General features: G+C 45.4%; 22 protein-coding genes and 1 tRNA gene. 20 read left to right on the top strand and 3 right to left on the bottom strand.

The features are described 5' to 3' along the window. Nucleotides 1-172 precede the first annotated feature (172 nt). Nucleotides 173-2,632: a CBS domain-containing protein gene (locus QUA20_RS21585; protein WP_333191069.1), complete on the bottom strand. Its 2,460-nt coding sequence runs from the start codon at nucleotides 2,630-2,632 to the stop codon at nucleotides 173-175. Nucleotides 2,633-2,900: 268 nt separating this feature from the next. Here QUA20_RS21585 and QUA20_RS21580 point away from each other — a divergent pair, with 268 nt between their 5' ends. The 20 genes from QUA20_RS21580 (at nucleotide 2,901) to urtE (ending at nucleotide 22,032) form a co-directional block, all read left to right on the top strand. After that, nucleotides 2,901-3,575 carry a HEAT repeat domain-containing protein gene (locus tag QUA20_RS21580; RefSeq protein ID WP_333191068.1) on the top strand — a complete coding sequence of 225 codons (675 nt, stop codon included), beginning with the start codon at nucleotides 2,901-2,903 and terminating at the stop codon, nucleotides 3,573-3,575. A 177-nt stretch (nucleotides 3,576-3,752) separates the two neighbouring features. Continuing rightward, entirely contained in the window at nucleotides 3,753-4,007 is a 255-nt protein-coding gene (locus QUA20_RS21575) for a hypothetical protein (RefSeq protein ID WP_172188171.1), read from the top strand. Nucleotides 4,008-4,240: 233 nt separating this feature from the next. Then, nucleotides 4,241-5,356: an inorganic phosphate transporter gene (locus tag QUA20_RS21570; protein ID WP_333191067.1), complete on the top strand. Its 1,116-nt coding sequence runs from the start codon at nucleotides 4,241-4,243 to the stop codon at nucleotides 5,354-5,356. Nucleotides 5,357-5,494: 138 nt separating this feature from the next. Further along, nucleotides 5,495-5,836, top strand: a complete 342-nt coding sequence (locus QUA20_RS21565) for a metalloregulator ArsR/SmtB family transcription factor (protein WP_333191066.1) — start codon at nucleotides 5,495-5,497, stop codon at nucleotides 5,834-5,836. Between the two features lie 104 nt (nucleotides 5,837-5,940). After that, nucleotides 5,941-6,645 carry an MIP/aquaporin family protein gene (locus tag QUA20_RS21560; protein ID WP_333191065.1) on the top strand — a complete coding sequence of 235 codons (705 nt, stop codon included), beginning with the start codon at nucleotides 5,941-5,943 and terminating at the stop codon, nucleotides 6,643-6,645. Between the two features lie 7 nt (nucleotides 6,646-6,652). Then, entirely contained in the window at nucleotides 6,653-7,309 is a 657-nt protein-coding gene (gene arsH / locus QUA20_RS21555) for an arsenical resistance protein ArsH (protein WP_333191064.1), read from the top strand. Nucleotides 7,310-7,345: 36 nt separating this feature from the next. After that, on the top strand, nucleotides 7,346-7,741 hold the full coding sequence (gene arsC / locus QUA20_RS21550; RefSeq protein WP_333191063.1) for an arsenate reductase, glutathione/glutaredoxin type: 396 nt from the start codon (nucleotides 7,346-7,348) through the stop codon (nucleotides 7,739-7,741). Between the two features lie 295 nt (nucleotides 7,742-8,036). Further along, nucleotides 8,037-9,023, top strand: a complete 987-nt coding sequence (gene arsS, locus QUA20_RS21545) for an arsenosugar biosynthesis radical SAM (seleno)protein ArsS (protein WP_333191062.1) — start codon at nucleotides 8,037-8,039, stop codon at nucleotides 9,021-9,023. A 140-nt stretch (nucleotides 9,024-9,163) separates the two neighbouring features. Continuing rightward, the gene (locus QUA20_RS21540) at nucleotides 9,164-9,889 is read left to right on the top strand and encodes a TVP38/TMEM64 family protein (protein WP_333191061.1); all 726 of its coding nucleotides are present in this window, start codon (nucleotides 9,164-9,166) and stop codon (nucleotides 9,887-9,889) included. A 440-nt stretch (nucleotides 9,890-10,329) separates the two neighbouring features. Next, nucleotides 10,330-12,753, top strand: coding sequence for an ATP-binding protein (locus QUA20_RS21535; protein WP_333191060.1), 2,424 nt, complete (start codon nucleotides 10,330-10,332; stop codon nucleotides 12,751-12,753). Between the two features lie 261 nt (nucleotides 12,754-13,014). Further along, entirely contained in the window at nucleotides 13,015-13,914 is a 900-nt protein-coding gene (locus QUA20_RS21530; protein ID WP_333191059.1) for a methyltransferase domain-containing protein, read from the top strand. Nucleotides 13,915-13,978: 64 nt separating this feature from the next. Continuing rightward, on the top strand, nucleotides 13,979-14,707 hold the full coding sequence (locus QUA20_RS21525) for an HAD family phosphatase (RefSeq protein WP_333191058.1): 729 nt from the start codon (nucleotides 13,979-13,981) through the stop codon (nucleotides 14,705-14,707). Nucleotides 14,708-14,827: 120 nt separating this feature from the next. Beyond that, nucleotides 14,828-14,900 (top strand) — tRNA-Ala (locus QUA20_RS21520). Between the two features lie 562 nt (nucleotides 14,901-15,462). After that, a complete protein-coding gene (urtA, locus tag QUA20_RS21515; RefSeq protein WP_333191057.1) occupies nucleotides 15,463-16,782 on the top strand; it encodes an urea ABC transporter substrate-binding protein in 1,320 nt (439 codons plus the stop codon). A gap of 308 nt (nucleotides 16,783-17,090) precedes the next feature. After that, nucleotides 17,091-18,245 carry an ABC transporter permease subunit gene (locus tag QUA20_RS21510; RefSeq protein WP_333191082.1) on the top strand — a complete coding sequence of 385 codons (1,155 nt, stop codon included), beginning with the start codon at nucleotides 17,091-17,093 and terminating at the stop codon, nucleotides 18,243-18,245. 27 nt (nucleotides 18,246-18,272) lie between these two features. Then, a complete protein-coding gene (urtC, locus tag QUA20_RS21505) occupies nucleotides 18,273-19,415 on the top strand; it encodes an urea ABC transporter permease subunit UrtC (RefSeq protein WP_333191056.1) in 1,143 nt (380 codons plus the stop codon). A gap of 185 nt (nucleotides 19,416-19,600) precedes the next feature. Beyond that, complete coding sequence (locus tag QUA20_RS21500) at nucleotides 19,601-20,329, top strand: TIGR00266 family protein (RefSeq protein WP_333191055.1); 729 nt, start codon at nucleotides 19,601-19,603, stop codon at nucleotides 20,327-20,329. Nucleotides 20,330-20,456: 127 nt separating this feature from the next. Beyond that, on the top strand, nucleotides 20,457-21,203 hold the full coding sequence (gene urtD / locus QUA20_RS21495; RefSeq protein ID WP_333191054.1) for an urea ABC transporter ATP-binding protein UrtD: 747 nt from the start codon (nucleotides 20,457-20,459) through the stop codon (nucleotides 21,201-21,203). Further along, nucleotides 21,172-21,294, top strand: a complete 123-nt coding sequence (locus QUA20_RS21490; protein WP_333191053.1) for a hypothetical protein — start codon at nucleotides 21,172-21,174, stop codon at nucleotides 21,292-21,294. The genes urtD and QUA20_RS21490 overlap by 32 nt, the downstream gene beginning before the upstream one ends. 39 nt (nucleotides 21,295-21,333) lie before the next feature. Further along, nucleotides 21,334-22,032 (top strand): urea ABC transporter ATP-binding subunit UrtE, encoded by a 699-nt coding sequence (gene urtE / locus QUA20_RS21485; RefSeq protein ID WP_333191052.1) that lies wholly within the window; start codon nucleotides 21,334-21,336, stop codon nucleotides 22,030-22,032. Nucleotides 22,033-22,223: 191 nt separating this feature from the next. Here the strand turns inward: urtE and QUA20_RS21480 are convergent, their stop codons facing one another. Then, nucleotides 22,224-22,964, bottom strand: a complete 741-nt coding sequence (locus tag QUA20_RS21480; RefSeq protein WP_333191051.1) for a pentapeptide repeat-containing protein — start codon at nucleotides 22,962-22,964, stop codon at nucleotides 22,224-22,226. Between the two features lie 62 nt (nucleotides 22,965-23,026). Then, a complete protein-coding gene (locus tag QUA20_RS21475) occupies nucleotides 23,027-23,503 on the bottom strand; it encodes a chemotaxis protein CheW (RefSeq protein WP_333191050.1) in 477 nt (158 codons plus the stop codon). Nucleotides 23,504-23,644 lie beyond the last annotated feature (141 nt).

Genomic DNA, 23,644 nt, shown 5'->3' with positions numbered 1-23,644 from the left:
ACTCCCAAAATTTTAGACTCTTGTTCAAGCTCCCAGATTCGTCTGTGGAGTAAATCGAAAATCTAAAATCGTTCGACTGAGCGCGACTTGACTAAGCGCTCGGCGAACCTCTCAGGCCGAAGTCTAAAATCTAAAATCTAAAATCTAAAATCTAAAATTGATTGATGGCGGACTAATTTTCATCAGGGTTGGTGGGAAATGTGACGGTAAAATTAGTCCAGCCATTGCTGCTTTCAACCTCAATTTTCCCCTGCAACTGTTCGACAAGTTTTTGAACCAAAGCTAAACCCAAACCTGTACCTCCTTGTTTCCAAGGATCGGCGTTGGGAACTCGATAAAATTTCTCAAAAATTCGAGGCAATTCCTCTATGGAAATGGACGATTGATTGCTGAGTTTAAATTGGATTTCTGAAGCTAGAGCAATTGCTTGTCGCGAATTCTTTCTTTGTCCTCGTTGTTCGCAGTATTCGTTTTTGCACTCAACTTTCAGAGAAATTTCGCCGTCATTGGCAGTATATTTGCAGGCATTGTTGAGGAGCTCTGCTAAAATTCGTCCCAAACTAGCTCGGTTGGAACTGATCGTGGGAAGGTGGCGATCGCACTCTACTCGCAAATCCTGGTGGCGGTCATGGGCCCGGGTGTAAAACGGGTCGATAATAGTAGGCAGCCAGGCTTCTAAGTTTACTGGTTCGAGGTCGATCGGACAAGTTGCGGCTTCGAGCCGCTGCAAATCTAGCAAATCATTAATCAAATCTGTTTCTCTAGTACATTCTGTTTCTAAAATTTCTAAATAAATCTGGCGCCTGTCTGGTGTGGGAGAAATTCTCAGCATATGAATAGCCATTTTTATATTAGCTAAAGGCGTCCGCAGTTCGTGAGAAACTGTGCTGAGAAATTCATCTTTGAGGACGTTTAAATGCTGGAGTTCGTGAACTTTTTGCTGCAATTCGGCGGTGCGTTCTTGGACTTGACGTTCGAGGTCGGTGTTCAGATTTTGCACTTGCTGATAGAGTTGGGCTTGCTGAATCGCGATCGCGATTTGAGTTGCCAGTTGCTGCAGCAAATCCACTTCCGAAGGCTGCCACTGCCGGGATTCGGAGCACTGATGGACGCACATCATTCCCCATAAATTGCCGTCTTCCAAAATTGGTACAATCAAATAAGCTTTAATTTGCGCTTGTTGAAACCGCGCATATTTTTCGGCGCTCAAACGGGCTTGGTCGATGTCGGGGACGGCATAAATTTCCTGTTCTATCACCGAAGCAGATTCTTGCCAAATATTATCGGGCAGGATTTCTCCCAAGATTGAAGGCCAATTTTCGGCAACGGATTCTGCCACTACAATGCCGTAATTGCTGGACTCTAAATGCAGGATTGCTACTCGATCGGCTTGCAAAACTTGGCGGACTTCATCGACGCTGGCGTGGAGAATTTCTTCGAGGTTTAAGGATTGGTGAATCCGCAAGGAAATGTGAGTTAACAGCCGATCGCGCTGCAATTGTTCGTGGAGTTTTGCAGTCCGTTCCCGCACCTGCTGTTCTAGTTTTGCGTTGCGGCTTTGCAGCAGTTCCACTTTTTCGGCTTGCAGTTGATAAACCGACTGCTGCAACTGTTTGACAACTCGGTACATTTCGGTGGGGTCGAGGACTCTGAGCAAGCTGGTCTGAGTAATAATTCCCAACAGTTCTCCGCGCCCCCCGCACACGACCAACCGCTGCACTTGTTGCTGCTGCATTTCTTTGTGCGCCGTCCACAGGGAATCGGAAGGTTGAAGAAATTGCAGGGGAGTTCTCATGACTTTTTGAGCTGGGGTTTGCTCGAAATTTAGTTCTAGAAACTGTGCCTGCACGATGTCATATTCGGTAAGAATTCCCCGGGGTTGGTGAAACGAATAGTGAAAAATGGAGGTATACTCATCTTTGGGCTTCTCCATTGTTAATTCTTTGTTTTTTGTAATGACTACACAACTGACTTGATGCTCTGACATCAGTTCGGTTATACTCTTCAGCGAAGCGGTGTGGGGCGCTGTAATTGGCGTAGTCATCAATTCTGCTACTCGCCGTAATTTGAGAATATTTGAAGGCTGCAATACTTGGCGAATTCTTTCCCGCGTCAGCACTCCTACCAAGTGGCCCCATTGATTGACGATCGGCAAATAGCGAATCTTGTGCTGGCGAAATAAGGATAAAGCAGTAAACACGTCTTGGTCATCGGATTCTGTGAGGGAGACCGACACCGGGGACATCACTTCGGAAATTGGTATTTTGTGCAGGGCTACTTTATGCTGACTGTCTATTTTGCCAGAAGCTATCAGCCTCACAAGGTCGGCGGGAGTTAATATGCCGATTAACAGTCCGCGGCTGGGGTTCTCGGATAAATTGCCTGTGGTCAAAGTCTGCTGATTCTCCACTACGAACACGCAGCGGGCCCGCACCTTGTCCGGCGCGGACGTTTCGGTCACAGATCCCCGGTCTGAGGGTAAAGGTGTTTTGACTAGGGGACAACTGTTTTGCAACTGACTCATCAAGGCGATCGCTACTGCTAAGGAAGTTTCTGGCCCGGCAGTGAGAGGGTAGCGATCGATCGCTTGTTCTAAGGCTGAGGAGTAAAAGGGCGGGTGGTAAAACGACATAGTTGATTGCAGGTTGTCAGAGGGCGGCTAACTATCGGGCAAAGCCTTGGGGAACGGCAGAAACACCTCGCCTGTGCTTGGGATTTAAATAATAAACTTTCTAATTAATTATTTTTACGCAATCTGAGCTTTAGATTAATCGTCTCACTAATCCGCAATCTTACCGATCTCAAATCCTTGGGCGGTTTTTACTGCCTGCTTTTCCCCTGAGACTCCCTTATAATCAAAATAACCCGAATGTAAAGTTTTACTACAAGATTTACTCATAATGACAACTTTAAGCTTAGAGCAAATTGCAGCCAAGTTAGAAAGCCAAAATTCAGCGGATCGAATGGTGGCTTTGGCCAACTTGCGGAACGTGCCTGCTGCAGAGGCGGTGCCTTTGATAAAAAAGGTGTTGAACGACGAAAGTTTGCAAGTGCGATCGATGGCTGTGTTTGCTCTCGGGGTCAAACCGACAGCAGAGTGCTATCCCATTCTAGTCAAATTGCTAGAAACTGACCCAGATTACGGCATTCGCGCTGACGCTGCGGGTGCTTTGGGCTATCTAGAAGATATCAGAGCTTTTGATGCTTTGGTGCGGGCTTTTTACGAAGATACTCAATGGCTGGTGCGCTTCAGCGCTGCTGTTTCTTTGGGGAATCTCAAAGATCCCCGGGCTCGCGACGTGCTGCTAAAAGCTCTCGACAGCGAGCAGGTGGTGATCCAGCAGGCGGCAATTTCGGCTTTGGGGGAAATTAAAGATCTTGGGGCGATCGATCGCATCCTCGATTTTGCTCAGTCGGAAGATTGGCTGATCCGTCAGCGGCTGGCTGAAGCTTTGGGCAATCTGCCGAGTGTTAAGAGCGTTTCGGCTTTAAAATACTTAGAAAAAGATAGCAATTCTCAAGTATCTGAGGCGGCAACTATTTCTCTCGATCGTTTGTCAAAAGCAGAAGCGTGACATAAAACTTTTAGTATCTTGAGAAACCCGGTTTATTCAATAAACCGGGTTAATCCTTATTTTAGCAAGCTTAATAAAATTTATAGAGTATTCAGTAAAACCAGAATGTATTATTTAAGCTGCGAGGGTAAATCGCAAGTTAAAATAGTTGTCGATCTCCTTTAACCCAAACTAACCATGAATCAAGCGCCCAATCCTTTTAACTCAAATCCCTCCAATCCGCTAGACCCCTTGGAGCAAGAAGTTGACGAGCAAGGTGAAGCATTGCCGAGACAGTACCACCCGGCAACTAAAAAAACTCTGCAAAAAGTCTTTATTATCCTGGTAGTTGTCGGGGCAATTATTGGGGGAATTCTATCTATAGGGGTGATTTCGCTGATGCAGAAGGCGGGATTGACAGATGTGCCAGCAAGGGTACAAAATCCTAAGTGAATGGGTGGGGTGAATGTACCGGAAGCGATCGCCGAGCCTTAATTATAGTATCGTTCAATCTCGTGCCCATGTTGCTTGCGCGAAATTAAGACGCGATCGCTCGCCTTCCAAATAAATCTTAATATTTTCATTATTTTATTTGAGGCAACTGTGTCTATACAATCAAATTCGGTGCTGTAGGATCCCCGGCCAAAAACTATTTCAAATAAGCCCTACTTATTCTGAATAATAAAATGTTACTTATTGCGCTATTTATCGCCACATTTTTTTTAGCATACTGCAATGGTGCTAATGATAATTTTAAAGGCGTGGCAACACTGTTTGGCAGTCAGACGACGAGCTATAAAACAGCAATTACTTGGGCAACGATCGCAACTTTTGCAGGTTCAGTATTTTCTATTTTTTTAGCAGAAACGCTGGTAAAAAGCTTTTCGGGAAAAGGGCTAGTTCCAGACGAGATCGCCAATGCCCCAGATTTTCATTTGGCAGTCGCGATCGCTGCGGGTTTAACCGTTATTCTTGCTACCTTAACTGGATTCCCTATTTCCACAACTCACGGTCTTACAGGTGCTCTTGTAGGTGCAGGTTTAGTAGCAATTGCTACTGAAGTTAATTTTACAGCATTGCAGAACACTTTTCTAATGCCTTTGTTGCTGAGTCCCATGATTGCGATTCCATTAGCAGCTTTAATTTATGGGCTGTCTCGCTACCTGCGAGTTTATTTAGGAATCCAGAAAGAATGGTGTATTTGCGCTGGTCAAACTCAACAGATTATTCCCATTCCCCAGCCCGATGCAACTAACATACTTAAGTGCATTACAACCGCTGATGTTGCGGTCGATTCTCTAGATAAATGCACGCAAAGGTACTTGGGAAATTTCTTACAAATTCCCAGCCAAAAGTTAGTGGATGTTTGCCATTTTATGAGTGCGGGAATCGTCAGTTTTGCCAGAGGATTGAACGATACTCCGAAAATTGTTTCGCTGATGTTAGTCGGTCAATCAATATCAGTTCAGTGGGGAAGTTTAGCAGTAGCTTTGGGAATGGCGATCGGCGGTTTATTGAATGCTAAAAAAGTTGCCGAAACAATGAGCAAAAAGCTGACAGCAATGAATACCGGTCAAGGGCTGGTGGCAAACGTAGTGACGGGATTTTTAGTTATTGCTGCCAGTCGCTATGGACTTCCAGTTTCTACTACTCATGTTTCGGTAGGTTCAATTTTTGGTGTCGGATTGATTTCAAAAAAAGCTAATGTGCGCGTTTTCTATCAGATTCTACTATCATGGATTTTGACCTTGCCAATTGCTGCGTTAATCAGCGGCTGTGCTTACTGGGTGTTGCATCGGTAAGAGAATTAATCGTTAGTCCTAGAAGAGAAAGAGTTCGCAGTTGATTTGGGATTGTCATCAAAGGATAACCCGATCAAATCTAACGGTAAAAAAAGAAATCGTGCCGGGAGCTTTTGAATAAAATTTTAAGGGTAATTTATGGTTAAAAATTCTCCGATCGCGCCACCTGTTGCAGATAAATTGATTGCTGCTGGCTTTCACGCTCTTTCTGACCCCCTGCGGCTTCAGATTTTGGAGTTGCTGCGGGAACAGGAGTTGTGCGTGTGCGATTTGTGCGATCGACTTGAAGTCCCTCAGTCTAAACTCTCTTTTCACCTCAAAGCCTTGAAGGATGCAGCTTTAGTGCGCAGCCGCCAAGAAAGCCGCTGGATTTACTACAGACTCAATTTGACCCAGTTTGTCGCCCTCGAACAGTATCTCGCCCAATACCGACGCTTCAGCCCGATCCTGCCGGCGCGCCCGTGTTCCGACGCGGGTTAACCCATCAATATTTCTTAATCACTCAAATACTGATATGGCTTTTTTGATAATTGACATATCAATTTTTATTGATATGATGGGATGGCAACAATTAGTTCTGAGCGATGGATGCAACAGCTCATAGGTTAGCTTGTGCTCGCCCCGATTGCAGGCGAGAGGCGATCGCGGAATTTCTAGGTACATTTATTTTGGTTTTTGCAGGCACCGGCGCGGTGATGGTTAACAAAACTAGCGCTGGTTCCGTAACTCATTTAGGCATCAGTTTTGTATTTGGGGCAGTAGTAACGGCGATGATTTACGCCCTAGGACACATCAGCGGCGCACACTTTAATCCAGCCGTAACTTTAGGGTTTTGGGCGAGCGGTTTTTTCCCAAAATACAAAGTTTTGCCTTACCTTTTAGGGCAGTGTGCGGGTGCGATCGCAGCTTCTCAATTGCTGCTAATTACCCTAGGTAAAGTAGCAAACCTCGGTGCAACTATTCCTCTCAAAGGTAACTGGTTGCAGTCTCTAATTTTAGAAACAGTTTTGACCTTTATCTTAATGTTGGTCATCCTCGGTTCTGGATTAGATAGACGCGCTCACATCGGCTTTGCCGGGATAGCAATTGGCTTAACTGTAGGCTTAGAAGCTGCATTTATGGGGCCGATTACCGGAGCGAGCATGAATCCGGCACGATCGCTCGGCCCGGCTTTAGTTGGCGCCATTTGGGAACACCATTGGGTTTACTGGGTGGCTCCGATTTGGGGAGCGCAATTAGCAGTCGCAGTTTATCGAGAACTATCTAACGGATTTCGGGATTTTAATTAAAAGTATCATGACAAGTTTTACGCACAAACCGAGAATTTTGTTTCTATACGGTTCTTTAAGAGAGCGTTCTTACAGCCGCTTGTTGGCGGAAGAATCGGCGAGAATTATTGAGGGTTTCGGTGCCGAAGTTCGATTTTTCAATCCTCTAGAATTGCCCATTTACGGCAGCGTTCCCGATACTCATCCGAAGGTTCAAGAGTTGCGGGAATTGAGCCTGTGGTCGGAGGGTCAAGTGTGGTCGAGTCCAGAAATGCACGGCAATATTACGGGTATTCTGAAAAACCAAATTGACTGGATTCCTTTAAGTATTGGGGCTGTCAGACCGACTCAAGGCCGAACTTTGGCGGTGATGCAAGTCAGCGGCGGTTCGCAGTCTTTTAATGCTGTCAATACTTTGAGAATTTTGGGTCGCTGGATGCGGATGTTTACGATTCCGAATCAGTCTTCGGTTGCTAAGGCTTATCAGGAATTTAATGAAGATGGGACGATGAAGGATTCGCCTTACCGCGATCGCGCGATCGATGTGATGGAGGAACTGTACAAGTTTACCTTGCTGTTGCGGGAGCAAACGGATTATTTGACCGATCGCTACAGCGAACGCAAGGAACAAGCCGCTAAAAAGACGATCGACGTAGCAAATCGCGCCCTTGAAACATCTAACTAACAACTAACAACTAACAACTAACAACCAGCAAAAACCATGAAAAAAGTAATGTTTGTTTGCAAAAGAAACTCCTGCAGATCGCAAATGGCAGAAGGATTCGCTAAAACCATCGGAGACGGCAAAATTGGAGTCACCAGTTCCGGTTTAGAATCAAGCAAAGTTCACCCAACAGCAATTCAAGTCATGTCAGAAATCGGCATTGATATCACCGATCAAACATCTAACCCATTAAGCCAATTCAATGCCGAAGACTACGATGCAGTAATTTCTCTCTGCGGCTGCGGTGTGAATTTACCCGAAGCGTGGGTATTGCGAGAAGTGTTTGAAGATTGGCAACTCGACGACCCCGACGGACAACCCATCGAAACTTTTCACCGCGTTCGAGATGAGATTAAAGCACGAGTTGAGAAATTAGTGGACTCTCTAAAGTAAGATTAGTGTCAAAATTAGAATTCTTGCCTTGTCGGTTTTAACTCAGCTCTTGCAGTATTGTCAATAAGCCTTTTATGAACAGGCAAGATGCCTGTTCCACAAAAAAATTAATCTCTTGTGGAACAGGCATCTTGCCTGTTTTCAATAAGGGTGCAAGATGTGAGTTTCAATTAACTTTGTAGCGATCGGTTAAAATTTGTCGCTGTCGCATCCAAATAATTAGTGCTAAATTATGAGAGGCGTTCCGGCCGAACGCCTCTACATTCGTTGCGTTCAGAGACTAAAAGGTTAGCACATGATTCAGACAGCAGTCACGCCTTTCAAAAACAAACTTCACTCAGCTTTAACTAAAAAGCAGATTACAGTTTTACAAATTAATCTCGGCAAACGCTGCAACCTCGCTTGCACTCACTGCCACGTAGAAGCTAGTCCGAAACGAACAGAAGAACTTTCCCCGGAAATTTGCGACCAATTAATGCAAATCATTCGCCGTTTTCCTCAAATTCAAACTGTTGACCTCACTGGCGGTGCTCCCGAAATGCTTTACGGTTTTAAACCGCTGGCGGAAGCTGCCAGGGCGGCAGGTAAAGAGGTAATTGTTCGTTCTAATTTGACGATTTACTTTGAAAAAGGTTTTGAAGATATTCCCGAATATTGCGCGCAGCATCAACTCAGAATTGTGGCGTCGCTTCCCTGCTACCAAGCTGACAATGTGGATAAGATGCGCGGCAGCGGTGTTTTTGACAGTTCGATTCGGGCACTGCAAAAGCTAAATCAGTTGGGATACGGGAAAAACCCAAATTTAACTCTGGATTTGGTGTACAATCCACAAGTGCCGGCAACAGATAAGTTTTCGCTAACACCGGAACAGGGCAAGTTAGAGCAAGATTACAAGGTTTATTTAGCAGAACATTTTGGGATTTGTTTTAATCAATTGTTCGCGATTACTAATTTGCCGGTGGGACGGACTAAGTTTCATTTGGAACATAAGAAACTCCACAAGCCTTATCTCGGGTTTTTGGAGGAGAATTTTAATGCCGGTACTCTGGAACATTTAATGTGCCGTAACGAATTGTCGATCGACTATTTGGGCAATGTCTACGACTGCGATTTTAACCAGATGGAAAATCTGCCGGCAAAAACAGGCAGCGGGGAAAAGATAACTGTTGCTAAATTGCTCGAATCTGGCAGTTTAGATTTGATTCAAGAGGTGCAAACTGCTGCTTATTGTTACGGCTGTACGGCGGGTTGCGGTTCTAGCTGCGGCGGTACTTTGATTTGAGAAGGAAGAAGGAAGAAGGAAGAAGGAAGAAGGAAGAAGGAAGAAACTATGCTCTTGGGCCCGATTCCCGATTCCCGATTCCCCATGCTTTTGGGCCCAATGCCCCATGTCCATATTATTGAGAGTGGAGATTGTAAGCAATGAATGATTCGCGATCGCCCGGTGAAAATCCGCCGCCATCCAACAGTTGGAAGCTGATTTTAGGGATTGGTTTAGCTGTGGCTTTAATTGCAGCGACTAAGTTTTTTAATTTCCAAGGAATTTTGAAAAATGCGCTGGAGTCGATCGCGAGTCTCGGCCCTTGGGGCCCGGCAGCTTTTATTCTAATTTACATTGTAGCAACGGTTCTATTTATCCCCGGTTCTTTGCTGACTCTCGGTTCTGGCGTTTTGTTCGGAGTCGTTGGCGGTTCGGTTTGCGTTTCCATCGGCTCAGTTTTAGGCGCAACTTGCGCTTTTTTAACAGGAAGGTATTTAACTCGCGACTGGGTTTCCAAACAGATAGAGGGCAATCAAAAATTTAAGGCGATCGACTCCGCAGTTGCCTCTGAAGGATGGAAAATTGTGTTCCTGACGCGGCTTTCTCCCATTTTTCCGTTTAATTTGCTTAACTATGCTTTTGGAGTCACGCAGGTATCTCTAAAAGACTATTTTTTCGCATCTTGGATCGGCATGATTCCGGGAACTGTCATGTATGTTTATATCGGTTCCCTGGCCGGGAGTTTGGCTGCACTCGGATCGCCAGGGCGATCGCGCACTTCTGCGGAGTGGACTCTCTACGGCATTGGTTTGCTAGCAACGATCGCCCTCACCGTTTATGCAACCCGCTTCGCCAAAAAAGCTTTAGAGGAAAAAATTTCCCCTTAAAACCGCAGCGCAAATTGGTAAAATTGTCAAGAGGGTTTTGCCCATACATTATAATACCTTGCTAATTTAAAAAGCTCCGTATTTTCTCTGTGTTATTTACAATTATTTTGTTATACAAACAAGATAGATATTAAAGATATCGTAAAGCACTCACCTCAAGTAGGTAAACCGAAGGTCGAAATATAAAATTGATGCCACAATAGAATGCGAGTGTCCTACCAGAATAAAAACTGGTTGCAGTCAGGAATGCAAATCCTACCATTTTAGACTTGAGATTAAAGGATTGAAGAATTGGGAATAACTAATCACTACTAGCGTTTTTATCTCGGCTACAGTTGCATTCTTTTCTTAAACTGGTGTCACTACTTGCCTGATATTAATTCTGCCGAAGGACCAAGGAAGAATGCCGTTTGATGAATTTGACTCTGAGGGAACATTTGATGATGCAAAACCCAGCAAATCAAGCCAGATCTATGTCTGCGCCGCCGCACCCAACAAAAAAGCTGCGCCGCTTTTGGGACAACATCAGCAGTTCTGCTCAATCAGGGTGGCAACAAGCGCACAGTCTTTGGCAGCACAGACGGCAGCGCCGCCATTTGCTGACCCTGCTAATTCTGGCCACCACGGCTTTAACCATTAGCACAACTGCTTGCATCAGCTATTTTTTTGTGCGCGGACTAATCCTCGACAATTTAAAGCAAATAGCACTATTAAAACTAGAAAAAGGCACCGACGAAATCGACCGCTGGCTCAGCAGCCGCAAAGCAGAAATAGAAACCATTGCTTACGATCCTACGGTTCGGACTCTCAATTGGCAATTAGTCGAGCCCCGGTTGCAAGGAGAAATATACAGATTAAAAGAGTATTTCATCCTGTCATTAACTCAATCCGACGGCTCATTTATAAACACTTTAGGCAACCGCGGAAACACCAAAGACCGCCAACACTTTCGCACAACAATGGCAGGGTATGTCAACGTTTCCGACCCGCTGATCGGCCGCAGTACAAAAGTTTCGACCATCATCATTTCAGCTCCTATTTGGCCCTTGCCTCCCGGTTCCAATAAAGTAATTGGAGTGCTCGCAGGCGCTATAAAATTAGACAGAGTAGCATCTGTGGCTAACAGCTTGCAGTACGGTTCCGAAAGTTATGCTTTTGCGATAAATTCACAAGGAGTGCCAATTGTTCATCCCAACACTAACTTAATTGGAAATATCGATCGGCCGGCCCCAAGCTTTTTACACTCACAAGACCCCGCACTCTCCACAATTGCGCGGCAGATGATCGATCGCCAGACGAACATCGAACTGGTAAAAATAGATAACAAATGGGTGTATGTGGCCTATGCTCCCCTCAAGGAAGTTAACTGGTCGATGGCTTTAGTAATTCCCCGCGAAAATATTGAATCTCAACTGCAAGCATTAAATTTGCTGACATCTGTAGTCGCCGGACTGCTCGGCCCGGCAATGCTAGCAGCAATTTGGCTAATTTACTCTTCCGAAAACAATCGCGCTCAAGCGGAGCGAGAAGCGATGCTCAACCGGATTGCCGGACGCATTCGGGCTTCCCTAGAATTAGACAAAATCGTGCAAAGTACAGTCGAAGAAATAGTAAATTTGCTGCATCTAGAACGGGCGGCTTTTGGTTGGTACGAACCGCAAAACAAAATGTTAAAAATTATGTCGGAATCTTGCCAATCGGATTCTCCGACACCAGCCATAAAGTTTGATCCTTACTTTATCGAAAATGTGTTAGTACGGAGCGGTCAAAGCGAACCAATTATTCTTTCTAGCGACACTTTGGCGGAGTGTGCAGCTCAACATATCGAATTTAAAGCTAATAGCTATTTAGCCGTACCTGTTCAGACTCAGAACCAGCCGCAGGGTTATTTAATTTGCAGCCACGCTACTCATTGGCTGTGGAGCGAGGAGGAAATTCAACTGTTAAAAGCTGTGGCAGACCAATTGGCGATCGCAATTACTCAAGCTCACCTTTACAGTCAAACCCAAGACCAAATAAAACGGCTCAATAGTGCCTTAAATGAACTGAAAACAACTCAAACTCATTTAGTGCAGAGCGAAAAAATGTCATCATTAGGTCAAATGGTGGCCGGGATAGCGCACGAAATCAACAACCCCGTTAACTTCATTTCCGCTAATTTGCCTCACACCAGCAAATATACTAAAGATTTGTTAGACTTGGTGAGTTTATACAAACAAACTTTCCCAGAGGTTCCCCAGGAAATCGCAGATTTTGTAGAAGAAATTGAGTTAGAATTTATCGAGGAAGATTTGCCGCATATATTGGATTCTATGAAAATAGGAACTGAACGCATTCGCAGCATAGTTCTTTCTTTGCGCAACTTTTCTCGCCTCGATGAATCAGACAAAAAGCTGGCGGACATTAACGAAGGTATGGAAAATACCTTGCTGCTGCTCTCCAATCGCCTCAAAAATAGAGTTTATATAGTCAAGAAATACGGAAAAGTACCTTTAGTCGAGTGCTATCCGTCTCAGCTCAATCAGGTGTTTATGAACTTGCTGAGCAATGCGATCGATGCCTTGAACGAGATCGATCGCCTGGATAAAATCATTACAATTTCCACGGGAGTAGTTCGCGAAAATGGCGGTAAATTTCTGAAAGTGGCGATCGCCGACAACGGCCCGGGCATTCCCGACAGCGTTAAAGACCAAATTTATAACCCATTTTTTACTACCAAACCCGTGGGCAAAGGCACTGGTTTGGGGTTAGCAATTAGCTACAAAATTGTAGTGGACGGACACGGCGGCAGCATCGAAATTTCTAAACCTCCGGGCGGTGGCACGGAGTTTTTGGTAAAAATTCCTATTAGTAACGGCAAGTAAGACTATTTTAGATTTTAGATTTTAGATTTTAGATTTTAAATTTGGGAATGCCTATAATACAAGGTTTTGGATATTATCTACAGATCCATTATTTTTGGAAAGTGGTATCAGGAGGAAGTGGGAAGGGAAGCCCACGGAGTTTGTAACCGAGGTAAGGGATAGAGGTTCGAGGGAAGAGGGAAGAGCGACTCAACAGTTTTAATGAATGCTAAGTTGACGGCCTTTGGCTAAAATTAGAATAGTTTTTGTTAAAGGAGTTTTATGGCTGTTGGCAAGGATACAATTTTCGAGCGCTTTTTGTCGCCCTTGATTCGACTGGCGATCGACGAAGAAGCACTGAAACGACTCTACGAAGGTATCGACTGGGAAACAGCGGGCGATCGCTACCGACAACCCGACCTAGTTTATCCCGAATATTACAGGAGCCAAAACTTTCACGGCATTAAAGGCGGCTACCTCAACCCCAGTGCCGCCGTTTCCTACGATCCAATCACGCAATATGTTTTGCCTCCCCACGAAACAGTAGTCAGGCAAGGCTTAATAGACGCTGTGCGGGTGAAACCGCGCCGAATTATCGATTTGGGATGCGGCACCGGTTCGACAACGCTCATCCTCAAGCAGGCTTTTCCCGAAGCGGAAGTTGTCGGCCTGGACTTGTCGCCTTATATGCTGGTAGTCGCCGAAATGAAAGCGCAAAAAACCGACTTAAATATCCAGTGGTTGCACGGAAATGCCGAAAGCGTTGCTTTTCCCGATGCCAGCTTCGATTTAGTCGCAGCTTCCTTGCTGTTTCACGAAACGCCACCTGCTGTATCGCGGGCAATTTTGCGAGAAAGCTTCCGACTGCTGAAGGTTGGGGGACAAGTGGCAATTTTGGACGGAAACCAAAAAACTTTGCGCCAGACAGAGTGGCTGGCTGATATCTTTGAAGAGCCTTATATTAAGTCTTACGCGGCTGGCAGCCTCGATGCTTGGGTGGGGGCGGCTGGATTCGCGGCGGTGCAAACTCACGAACACTGGTGGGTAAATCAGGTAACGCAGGGTGTGAAACCTTTGCCTGGGGAAGATTTGGAACAGGTGCGGGTGGCGGCGGGGTGGAATCCTATCGATCGGGCTCCTGATTTTGGTGGCGATTTACCAGGCATACCAGCTCCCGCTTGATTTATTAACTGTTGATTGTTGACTGTTAAGAGGCTAATAACTAATGATTAATGACTCATGACTAATGACTCTAAAAGCAGTTTTATTTGATTTTAATGGTGTAATTGTTAATGACGAGCCGATTCACGAGAAAATAATCGATCGATTGATGCTGGATGAAAATCTCCAGCTCAAACGTGGGGAGGTTCGAGAAGTTTGTTTGGGAAGGAGCAATCGCGCTTGCATTACCGCACTGCTCGAGCGCCGGGGACGATTTTTGACAGAAACATACCTCGCTCGGCTGCTGCTGCGCAAGGCCGAAGCTTACAAAGTTCAAATAAATACTTTGGAGAAACTGCCGATTTATCCCGGTTTGACAGAATTTATTGCCAAAATTCGGGCCGCCGGACTGAAAATGGCCGTAGTTAGTGGGGCAATGCGATCGGATATAGAATTGGTGTTAGATCGGGCCGGTTTGGCAGCAAACTTTGAGTTAATTGTCGCAGGCGACGACTTGAGGGCGAGCAAACCAGCACCCGACGGCTATCTATTGGCTGTGGAACTTCTCAACCAGAAATATCCCGAATTTAACCTGCAACTGATCGAGTGTTTGGCGATAGAAGATACTTTTGCGGGGATTGAAGCGGCGAAAAAAGCGGGGATTCAGGTTGCGGGTGTGACTCACACTTACCCGTTTCACATGATCCAGCGCCAAGCTAATTGGACGGTGGACTATTTTGCTGATTTAGAGTTGGACAGAGTGGCGGAACTTTGCTCGATCGCCCCCACTGAGCCGGCTGCGCAAAACACTTGACGTTTTTAGCAGTTACGTGCTAACGTAGGTGACGGTCTGCGAACGTGAGAGCGAGCAAGACCTGTAAGCCTTTTAAATTCGGCAATCCCGCATCTAAAATGCTAAATTAAAACTCAATCAGGGGAATTAGCTCAGTTGGTAGAGCGCTGCGATCGCACCGCAGAGGCCAGCGGTTCGAGTCCGCTATTCTCCATACATCAGGGGCACTTCTACAAGTGACGATCGCACTTTGCTTTGAGCTCAAAGCAAAGTGCGATCGTCACCTGCTTTGATACAAGCCTATTTGGTGCGATCGACCCGGTGGGTGCCTAAGTTCTAGCATCAATAACCTGTTGAGAGCGAGCAACCCGCTTTCTATGTTGTGCGATCGACCCGGTTTGTGACTAACTCGTAGCATCAATAAGATAATTTAAGATAATTTATGTAAAGAAACCGGCTTTCTAATGTCACACTAATTGCTGAAAAGACGTATTTTGGTGTCTAAACCCGGTTTCAGAACAGAATTGAACGGTAGGCCCGTGCACCAAACCCTTATTTCATCGTGAAGCTCAAATCTAAAATCTTACATCTAACATGGTATCAGCCGGGTTTCTGCCGCAGTTGCCATCAATCCCCACAAAGCATTCATTTTGTGAAAAACACTAAGTTTTGTAGCTAAACATACAACAGTCTGATGAGCCTAGTCTTAATATCAAGTCGCTATGTGTTATTATTCTCAATCATCTGACTCATCTATTCAAGAGTAACCAGAAAAAATGGCAAAGCGATTCGATCGGCGGAAATTTCTTTTATACGGTTCTGCTACCCTAACATCAAGTTTATTTCTCAAAGCTTGTAGAACTCCCACTCCAACAGCAACTCCAGCCACTTCGCCCACATCAACAGGAACTACACCAGCAGCAGGCAGTGGAAACACGATCAAAGTAGGAATTTTGCATTCCTTGAGCGGCACGATGTCAATCAGTGAAAAAAGCGTTGTCGATGCCGAACAATTAGCGATCGAAGAAATTAATAAAGCTGGCGGTGTCCTCGGAAAACAAATCGAAACAGTAGTAGAAGATGGCAACTCAGACTGGCCGACTTTTGCCGAAAAAGCCAAAAAATTGATCGACCAAGATAAAGTTGTCACTGTCTTCGGATGCTGGACATCCGCCAGCCGCAAAGCAGTATTGCCAGTATTTGAAGAAAAAAATCATATGCTCTGGTATCCCGTACAATACGAGGGTCAAGAGTGTTCCAAGAACATCTTTTATACTGGGGCAGCGCCGAACCAGCAAATCGAACCAGCAGTTGACTGGCTGCTAGAAAATAAAGGCAAAAAATTCTTCTTAGTCGGGTCTGACTACGTTTTCCCCCGCACGGCAAATACCATTATCAAGGCACAGCTAGCAGCCAAAGGCGGCGAATTAGTTGGGGAAGATTACATTCCTTTGGGCGGGACAGAAGTCACGCCAATTATTACTAAAATTAAGGCAGCTTTGCCAGACGGGGGTGTCATTTTCAATTCCCTAAACGGCGACAGCAACGTAGCATTTTTCAAACAGTTGCAGGGTGCAGGTTTGGGGCCGGACAAATATCCGTCAATGTCTGTCAGTATTGCGGAAGAAGAAGTAAAGGCGATCGGCGTAGAATATCTTAAAGGCCATTACGCCGCCTGGAATTACTTCATGACTGTGGAATCTCCGGGAAATACAAAATTTGTTGAAGCTTTCAAGGCAAAATACGGCAAAGATAGAGTGACTAACGACCCGATGGAAGCAGCTTACATCATGGTTTACCTGTGGAAGCAAGCCGTCGAAAAAGCTGGGACAGCCGACGATTTGGAAAAAGTGCGGGCAGCAGCTTTGGGTCAAACTTTTGACGCGCCGGAGGGCAAAGTTACGATGGAAAACAACCACCACATCTCTAAATTTGTGAGGTTGGGCGAAGTGAGAGACGACGGTTTGTTTAACATCGCTTATGCTACGCCAGAAGCAGTGCTGCCGGTTCCTTGGAATCAGTTTGTCGCTGAAACAAAAGGCTTTTCTTGCGATTGGTCAGACCCCGCAAAAGGCGGAAAATTCAAGAGTTCATAATTAAGTTAATTTAATACTCTTTCCGGGTGCGCACTGCGCACCTTTCCCCTTACATAAATGTGCAGGTAAAACGTCGCTTCGGGTGCTTAGGGCGCACCTTCCCCTCATACAAAAAATTGCGGCTATATGGTGGCGCAATGCGTACCTTGACCCGATTTATTAGTTACCTAAAACATCGCTCGGTGCGCTGATGTCGCACCTTCCCTTCATACAAAAACTCGCATCTTTAGGCTGTGCATTGCGCACATTACTTGTTACATAATTGCACCAAATATTATAGTAGAAAAATAGGAGGATAAAAAGTGGCGATCGGCTTATTGGACGGTTTATTTAACGGCATTAGCATCGGCGCTGTTTTACTAATTGCAGCCCTGGGGTTAGCGATTATTTTCGGGCTGATGGGCGTGATTAATATGGCTCACGGCGAGTTGATGATGCTGGGGGCTTATACAACTTTCGTGGTGCAAAATGTCTTCAAAGGTATCGGAGGATTTGCGTTTGAAACCTATATTTTATTTGCGATTCCCCTAGCTTTTTTAGTAGCTGCATTGGTAGGATTAATTCTCGAACGCGGAGTGATTCGTTATCTTTACGGGCGGCCCCTAGAAACTCTGCTGGCAACTTGGGGCGTAAGTTTAATTTTGCAGCAGTTTGTCCGCAGCGTCAGTTGGGTGCTGGTAATTGGAATTGCGGTGTTTTGTTTGCTGTTTTTTGGAGGTTTGCGAGTGCTGAAGCAGCGATCGGATTTCGATCGCATTCGCAGCAAAATTATCGCCATCATTTTGCCTTTATCTTTGGGTATTTCCTGGGCGGCGAGCGCCTTTTTAGGGCAAACTTACCAACTCGCAGTAACTAAACCTTGGTTTGGCGCTCAAAACGTGGATGTGACTGCGCCTGCATGGCTGCGCGGCGGCATCCCGCTGGGCAATTTCCAGTTGCCCTACGCCCGACTTTTTATTATTGCGCTGACAGGAATTTGTTTGGCAGGAATTTACTTATTTTTGCAGCGTTCTGTGTGGGGACTTCGCATTCGCGCTGTGACGCAAAATCGCAGCATGAGCGCGTGTTTGGGCATTCCTACCGAACAAGTAGACGCGCTGACTTTTGCTTTGGGTTCGGGGCTGGCTGGTGTCGCTGGGTGCGCGATTAGTTTGATCGGTTCCGTAGGGTCAAATACCGGACAAAATTATATAGTCGATACCTTTATGGTGGTGGTTGTGGGCGGTGTCGGCAAGATTGTGGGGAGTGTAGTTGCTGCGATCGCGATCGGCACTGCAAATTACCTGATCGGTTCGGGAACCTTAGCAATAATGTTGGCTCCAATCAAGCCTTTAGCCGACTTCTTCACATTTTTCGCCACAACCAGCATGGCAAAAGTAATGGTATTCGCCTTAATTATGGCTTTTCTGCAAGTGAAGCCGGGAGGGATTTTCCCGCAAAAAGGGCGGACGGTAGAAAATTAAAAATTACAACTGCGAGGGTAGCGAAAAATGCAGAAAAAATATCAAAAAGCCTGGCTAAAAGAAGCGGCAATTGTCAGCGCGATCGCCCTCACATTCATATTCCTCATCCCAGGAATACTCCCCGATGTTCGGCTCAATCAATTAGGGCGATTTTTAGCACTAGCAATTGCCGCCCTCGGCATAGACTTGATTTGGGGATACACGGGATTGCTGAGTCTCGGACACGGCGTATTTTTTGCGATCGGCGGCTACGCCTTCGCCATGCACCTAAAATTGCAAATTCCCCCAACCGCCAGCAGTCAATTGCCAGAATTTATGAACCTCTACGGCGTTACCGAACTCCCCTGGTTTTGGCAACCATTTTATTCATTTCCTTTCTCAGCATTAGCAGTAGTTCTCATCCCCGCTATATTGGGCGCACTTTTGGGTTATTTAGTATTCCGCAATCGAATTCGAGGCGTTTACTTTTCAATTCTCACCCAAGCAGCAACTATTGTATTTTTCAACTTCTTTAACGGTCAACAAAAACTCATTAACGGAACCAACGGACTCACCGACTTTAAAACCCTGTTCGGAGCCACAGTAAATGACCGAGATACTCAATATATTTTCTACATTCTCACCATACTATTTCTAGCAGCAACTTACGCCCTCTGCCGCTGGCTGACCAGCGGGCGTTTCGGCCGCCTGCTAGTAGCCATTCGCGACGACGAAATACGCCTGCGTTTCTCAGGTTACAATCCCACAGGATACAAAGTTTTAGTCTTTGCAATTTCCGCCGGTTTAGCCGGGATTGCAGGCGCATTATTTACCGTACAAACCGGAATTATTTCGCCAAAAGCAATGGATATTGCCTTTTCAATTGAAATGGTAATCTGGGTCGCAGTGGGAGGTCGCGCCACATTATCGGGAGCAATATTGGGAGCGCTGCTAGTCAACTTTGGCAAGAGTTTCTTGAGCGAACAATTCCCCGAAGTGTGGCTATTTTTCCAAGGCGCGCTATTCCTAATAGTAGTTACAGTGTTGCCCGACGGCTTAGTAGGATGGCTGCAACATCAAGGTTTCGACAAAATCCGCACCCTGTTCAGAAGACCGAAGTACGCATCTACTTACCCCAGCCTGGAACAAGACCCCCAAGTGCAGCGCGAAAAAGAAGAACTTGAACATTGAGTGCAAAAAGATCGTGTATATATAAGTAGGCCGACATAAATAAATGTCACCAGGCAGCGAGGAACGAAGCAATCGCAATAGACTGGGGAAAAGCTGGGTTTCTCTCTGAGGAGGCGCAATATATATCTCCACCTACTTATATATCTTTAGCAAAGAGCTTCGTTCTTTAACTTGAGGGTAAACATATGGCAGATATTATTGACTACAAAATTTACGGCGACGATTTGCAACTCATCGAAATTGAACTCGACCCCAAAGAAGGCGTCAGGGCTGAAGCTGGAACCATGACATACATGGAAGGCGACATCCAAATGCAAACATCTACAGGCGGTGGCTTATTTCAAGGTTTCAAACGGATGCTGACAGGAGCGGGTTTTTTCATTACCACCTTTGTCAACGCCGGAAATCGCAAAGCCCGCGTCGCTTTTGCCGCCCCTTATCCGGGTAAAGTAATTCCCCTCGATTTAGGTCAACTTGGCGGTAAATTTTTGTGTCAAAAAGACTCTTTTCTCTGTGCGGCCAACGGCATTGAAATTGAGGTTGCTTTCACCAAGCGCCTCGGTGTCGGTTTCTTTGGCGGAGAAGGTTTTATTTTGCAAAAATTGCAGGGTGACGGGCTAGCTTTTGTTCATGCGGGAGGAACAATAGTTGAGAAAAATTTGGGAGCTGGCGAAGTGTTGCGAGTAGACACCGGCTGTTTAGTAGCTTTTGCTCCCACAGTAGACTACGACATTCAATTTGTTGGCGGGTTTAAAAATGCTTTATTTGGAGGTGAAGGCTTGTTTTTGGCAAAGATGACTGGGCCTGGAAAAGTATACGTGCAAAGTTTGCCACTCTCGAAGTTAGCTGAACGCATTTTAGCTGCCACTCCACCTCCAATTTCGAGCAGTTCTAGCAGTTTTAGTTTAGAGTAAACTGCAAGCAAAAAGTAGAAAATATGGTGTCACGGCAGGGTAAAAAATCTGCTTAATAAGGAGAAGATTTGCGTTACGCACCTACAAAGGTATCAGTTGTTGTCCATTAGTGAGTTAATTACTAATTATGAATGGAAAAGTATTAGAAATAGAAAACTTGACTGTTAGTTTTGATGGTTTTAAAGCTATCAACGGTTTAAATTTCAGCATGGATGCGGGTGAACTGCGAGTTATTATTGGCCCCAACGGTGCGGGGAAAACAACTTTTCTCGATTCGATTACCGGGAAGGTGCAGCCAACAGAGGGCAGGGTGTTATTTAAGGGACAAAATTTGCGCAAGTTGTCGGAAGATAGGATTTCGCGCTTGGGAATTGGCCGCAAGTTTCAGACGCCGCGAGTTTACTTAAATTTAACGCCGCGCGAAAATTTGGAATTGTCTTGCAGCAGCCCTAAAAATGTTTTTTCGACTTTGTTCAAGCCTGCTTCTACTGCTGAAAAACGCACGGTTGCCGGTTTGTTAGAAACAATTGGTTTAGTTGCTAAAGCTGATGTTTCGGCTGGTTTGCTTTCTCACGGGGAAAAGCAATGGTTGGAAATTGGAATGTTGGTGGCTCAATCTCCTGATTTGTTGTTGGTAGATGAACCTGTGGCGGGTTTGACGGATGAGGAAACGGTGTTAACTGGAGATTTGCTGATTTCGCTGGCCGAAAGTCATTCGGTGTTGGTAATTGAACACGATATGGAGTTTGTGCGGCAAATTGCGCAGCAGGTGACGGTGTTGCATCAGGGTGCGGTTTTGTGCGAGGGGACTATGGATGAGGTGCAAAATGACGATCGGGTAATTGAGGTATATTTGGGAAAACCGGAAGAGTAAGAGGAAGAAGGAAGAAGGAAGAAGGAAGAAGGAAGAAGGAAGAAGGAAGACGGAAGAAGGAAGAAGGAAGACGGAAGAAGTTATTTGTTAGTTGCTACCAATTTCCATGCCCAATTACCAATTAAAAACTATGCTGCAAGTTTCTAATTTGAATGTTTATTACGGCGAAAGTCACATTTTGCGCGATGTCGATTTAAGCGTCATGGCGGGGCAAATGGTTTGCTTGATCGGCCGCAATGGTGTGGGCAAAACTACTATGCTAAAAACGATTATGGGGTTGCTGCAACCGCGCGGGGGCACTATTGCTTTTGGTGGCGAATCTATTGCTTCTAAGTTGACTCACCAGCGGGCTAAAATGGGCATTGGTTACGTGCCTCAAGGACGCGAAATTATTCCCCGTTTGACGGTAAAAGAAAATCTCTTGTTAGGTTTGGAAGCGAAACCAACCAAAAGCAAAAATCCTGAAGTTCCTGATGAAATTTTTGATTTATTTCCTGTTTTGAAAACTATGCTCGATCGCCTGGGAGGTGATTTGAGCGGGGGACAGCAGCAGCAGTTAGCTATTGCTAGGGCTTTGATGGGTGAGCCGCAGTTGCTGGTTTTGGATGAACCGACGGAGGGGATTCAACCGTCTATTATTTTAGATATAGAAGCTGCGGTACGCCGCGTAGTTGCGACTAGAGGAATTTCTGTTTTGTTGGTGGAGCAACATTTGCATTTTGTGCGGCAAGCTGACTGGTATTATGCTATGCAAAAAGGCGGAATTGTGGCTTCTGGAAGCACTAGCGAATTAAGCGATGAGGTGATTCAGAGGTTTTTGGCTGTTTGATTCAGAAGGAAGAGGGAAGAAGGAAGAAGGAAGAAGGAAGAGGGAAGAGGGAAGCTGGAAACGAGGCAACGAGGCAGAGCCTCTAGATATTGATTCCCAGGCTCGGCCTGGGAACAAGGGATTCAGTCCGCGCACCATCCGGACTTTGTTTGATAAGAAGCGATTTCAATCGCCCAGGAAACGAGGCTGTATTATTGATTTTTCCTGCCGTCTGGCATTGTGGTGCCGGCCATACTTGCTCGATCGATACTAGCGCCATCTATATTAGCATTGCGGAGGTTGGCATCGGAAAGATTGGCATCCCTCAAGTCGGAAAATCGCAGGTCTGCACCGTCTAGATTTGTCTTTGTCAAGTTAGCTTTTCTGAGGTTAGCGTTGCTGATTCTCGCTCCTACTAATTCGGCTCCGCTTAAGTTTGTTCGAGCTAGATTGGTGTTGACAAAATCTGATATCTCGAAGCGACTACCGCTGAGGTTGGCATCTGATAAATCTGCTCCCGTAAGGATGGGATTTTTTAAGTTAATGTTAACTAATTTTACGGCTCGGAGGTCGCAGCGGGAGCAGCTTTGAGTTAGCAGCAGCGTTTCGACGTTGGCGTTGATTAGGTCGATTTGTTGCTGGGAGAAATTTTCTGCAAATTCTGGGGAGACGTAGCCGAGCTTTTTGGGGTCGTCTGCTTTTGGTTGGGGTGTTTGGATTGGGGGTGTTTGGATTTGTTGGGGTGTTTGGATGGGTTGGGGTGTTTGTGGTTGGGGTGTTGGGATTGGTTGGGGTGTTGGGATTGGTTGGGGTGTTGGGATTGGTTGGGGTGTTTGGATTGGTTGGGGTGTTTCTATTTGCCCGATCGCACTTAGTTGTAGCCCCACCTTCGGCAATTCAACAGTTGCTGCAAAAATTACTAGGGCGATCGACATTATTGTGAGTTTTTTCATAAATAAATAACTTTTGGCGAAAATACGATTTATATTGTATAGTACCTGGAAAAGTGAACACCCTACATTTCGCTAAATAGATCCACATTCAGATAAAAAACTTCGGAACCGTCAGGTGCGCGAATTAACTTTTCTATTACCGGAGGCAGTTGCTGTTGACGGTACAATTGGGGAATCTCGCAGAAGCTTTCTTGGGAAATTTCCAAAATTTTTGGCATATCAGGAATGGGAATCCCCAACAGATCGTTCTTATTTAAAATGCAAACAATTAGGTAGTTCGAGTCCTGTCTAGAGCCGTCACTGGGAAATATTTTAGATAAATTAATCAGCGTAATCAGTTCTTCTTGATGTCGCACTAAACTATTACCGCTCGGTAAAATACCGTAGGGATTAAAGTTTTTAACAATCCGCTCCACTCGTTCAATAGGAACAGCATAGTAAACATTTCCTATTTCAAAGGAAACAAATTTTTTAGGAATAATTCTAACAGTGCCTTGTTTCTGGCTTCGGAAGCGACGATTGTAATTGGCGTGAGTCATTCGATTTTAGATTTTAGATTTTAGATTTTAGATTGAAGAATTATTTGATTGAAGATTGAAGATTGAAGATTATTTGATTTTAGTAGGTGCGTTTGCTGGGTATCTTCCCTCTAAAATTCGCGTACTCAATTACTTTTTGCA

Origin of the sequence: Microcoleus sp. Pol7_A1 (genome assembly GCF_036701085.1) — a bacterium.
Lineage (GTDB): Bacteria > Cyanobacteriota > Cyanobacteriia > Cyanobacteriales > Microcoleaceae > Microcoleus > Microcoleus asticus.
This window is presented reverse-complemented; position numbering and strand designations above follow the sequence as displayed.

Coding starts and splice junctions, on each gene's coding strand:
- urtC (WP_333191056.1), top strand. CDS start 18,273: ATGCAGAAAAAATATCAAAAAGCCTGGCTAAAAGAAGCGGCAATTGTC.
- urtE (WP_333191052.1), top strand. CDS start 21,334: ATGCTGCAAGTTTCTAATTTGAATGTTTATTACGGCGAAAGTCACATT.
- QUA20_RS21585 (WP_333191069.1), bottom strand. CDS start 2,632: ATGTCGTTTTACCACCCGCCCTTTTACTCCTCAGCCTTAGAACAAGCG.
- QUA20_RS21525 (WP_333191058.1), top strand. CDS start 13,979: ATGACTCTAAAAGCAGTTTTATTTGATTTTAATGGTGTAATTGTTAAT.
- arsS (WP_333191062.1), top strand. CDS start 8,037: ATGATTCAGACAGCAGTCACGCCTTTCAAAAACAAACTTCACTCAGCT.
- QUA20_RS21540 (WP_333191061.1), top strand. CDS start 9,164: ATGAATGATTCGCGATCGCCCGGTGAAAATCCGCCGCCATCCAACAGT.
- arsH (WP_333191064.1), top strand. CDS start 6,653: ATGACAAGTTTTACGCACAAACCGAGAATTTTGTTTCTATACGGTTCT.
- QUA20_RS21565 (WP_333191066.1), top strand. CDS start 5,495: ATGGTTAAAAATTCTCCGATCGCGCCACCTGTTGCAGATAAATTGATT.
- arsC (WP_333191063.1), top strand. CDS start 7,346: ATGAAAAAAGTAATGTTTGTTTGCAAAAGAAACTCCTGCAGATCGCAA.
- QUA20_RS21575 (WP_172188171.1), top strand. CDS start 3,753: ATGAATCAAGCGCCCAATCCTTTTAACTCAAATCCCTCCAATCCGCTA.
- QUA20_RS21475 (WP_333191050.1), bottom strand. CDS start 23,503: ATGACTCACGCCAATTACAATCGTCGCTTCCGAAGCCAGAAACAAGGC.
- QUA20_RS21500 (WP_333191055.1), top strand. CDS start 19,601: ATGGCAGATATTATTGACTACAAAATTTACGGCGACGATTTGCAACTC.
- QUA20_RS21480 (WP_333191051.1), bottom strand. CDS start 22,964: ATGAAAAAACTCACAATAATGTCGATCGCCCTAGTAATTTTTGCAGCA.
- QUA20_RS21530 (WP_333191059.1), top strand. CDS start 13,015: ATGGCTGTTGGCAAGGATACAATTTTCGAGCGCTTTTTGTCGCCCTTG.
- QUA20_RS21570 (WP_333191067.1), top strand. CDS start 4,241: ATGTTACTTATTGCGCTATTTATCGCCACATTTTTTTTAGCATACTGC.
- QUA20_RS21580 (WP_333191068.1), top strand. CDS start 2,901: ATGACAACTTTAAGCTTAGAGCAAATTGCAGCCAAGTTAGAAAGCCAA.
- QUA20_RS21535 (WP_333191060.1), top strand. CDS start 10,330: ATGATGCAAAACCCAGCAAATCAAGCCAGATCTATGTCTGCGCCGCCG.
- QUA20_RS21560 (WP_333191065.1), top strand. CDS start 5,941: ATGGATGCAACAGCTCATAGGTTAGCTTGTGCTCGCCCCGATTGCAGG.
- urtD (WP_333191054.1), top strand. CDS start 20,457: ATGAATGGAAAAGTATTAGAAATAGAAAACTTGACTGTTAGTTTTGAT.
- urtA (WP_333191057.1), top strand. CDS start 15,463: ATGGCAAAGCGATTCGATCGGCGGAAATTTCTTTTATACGGTTCTGCT.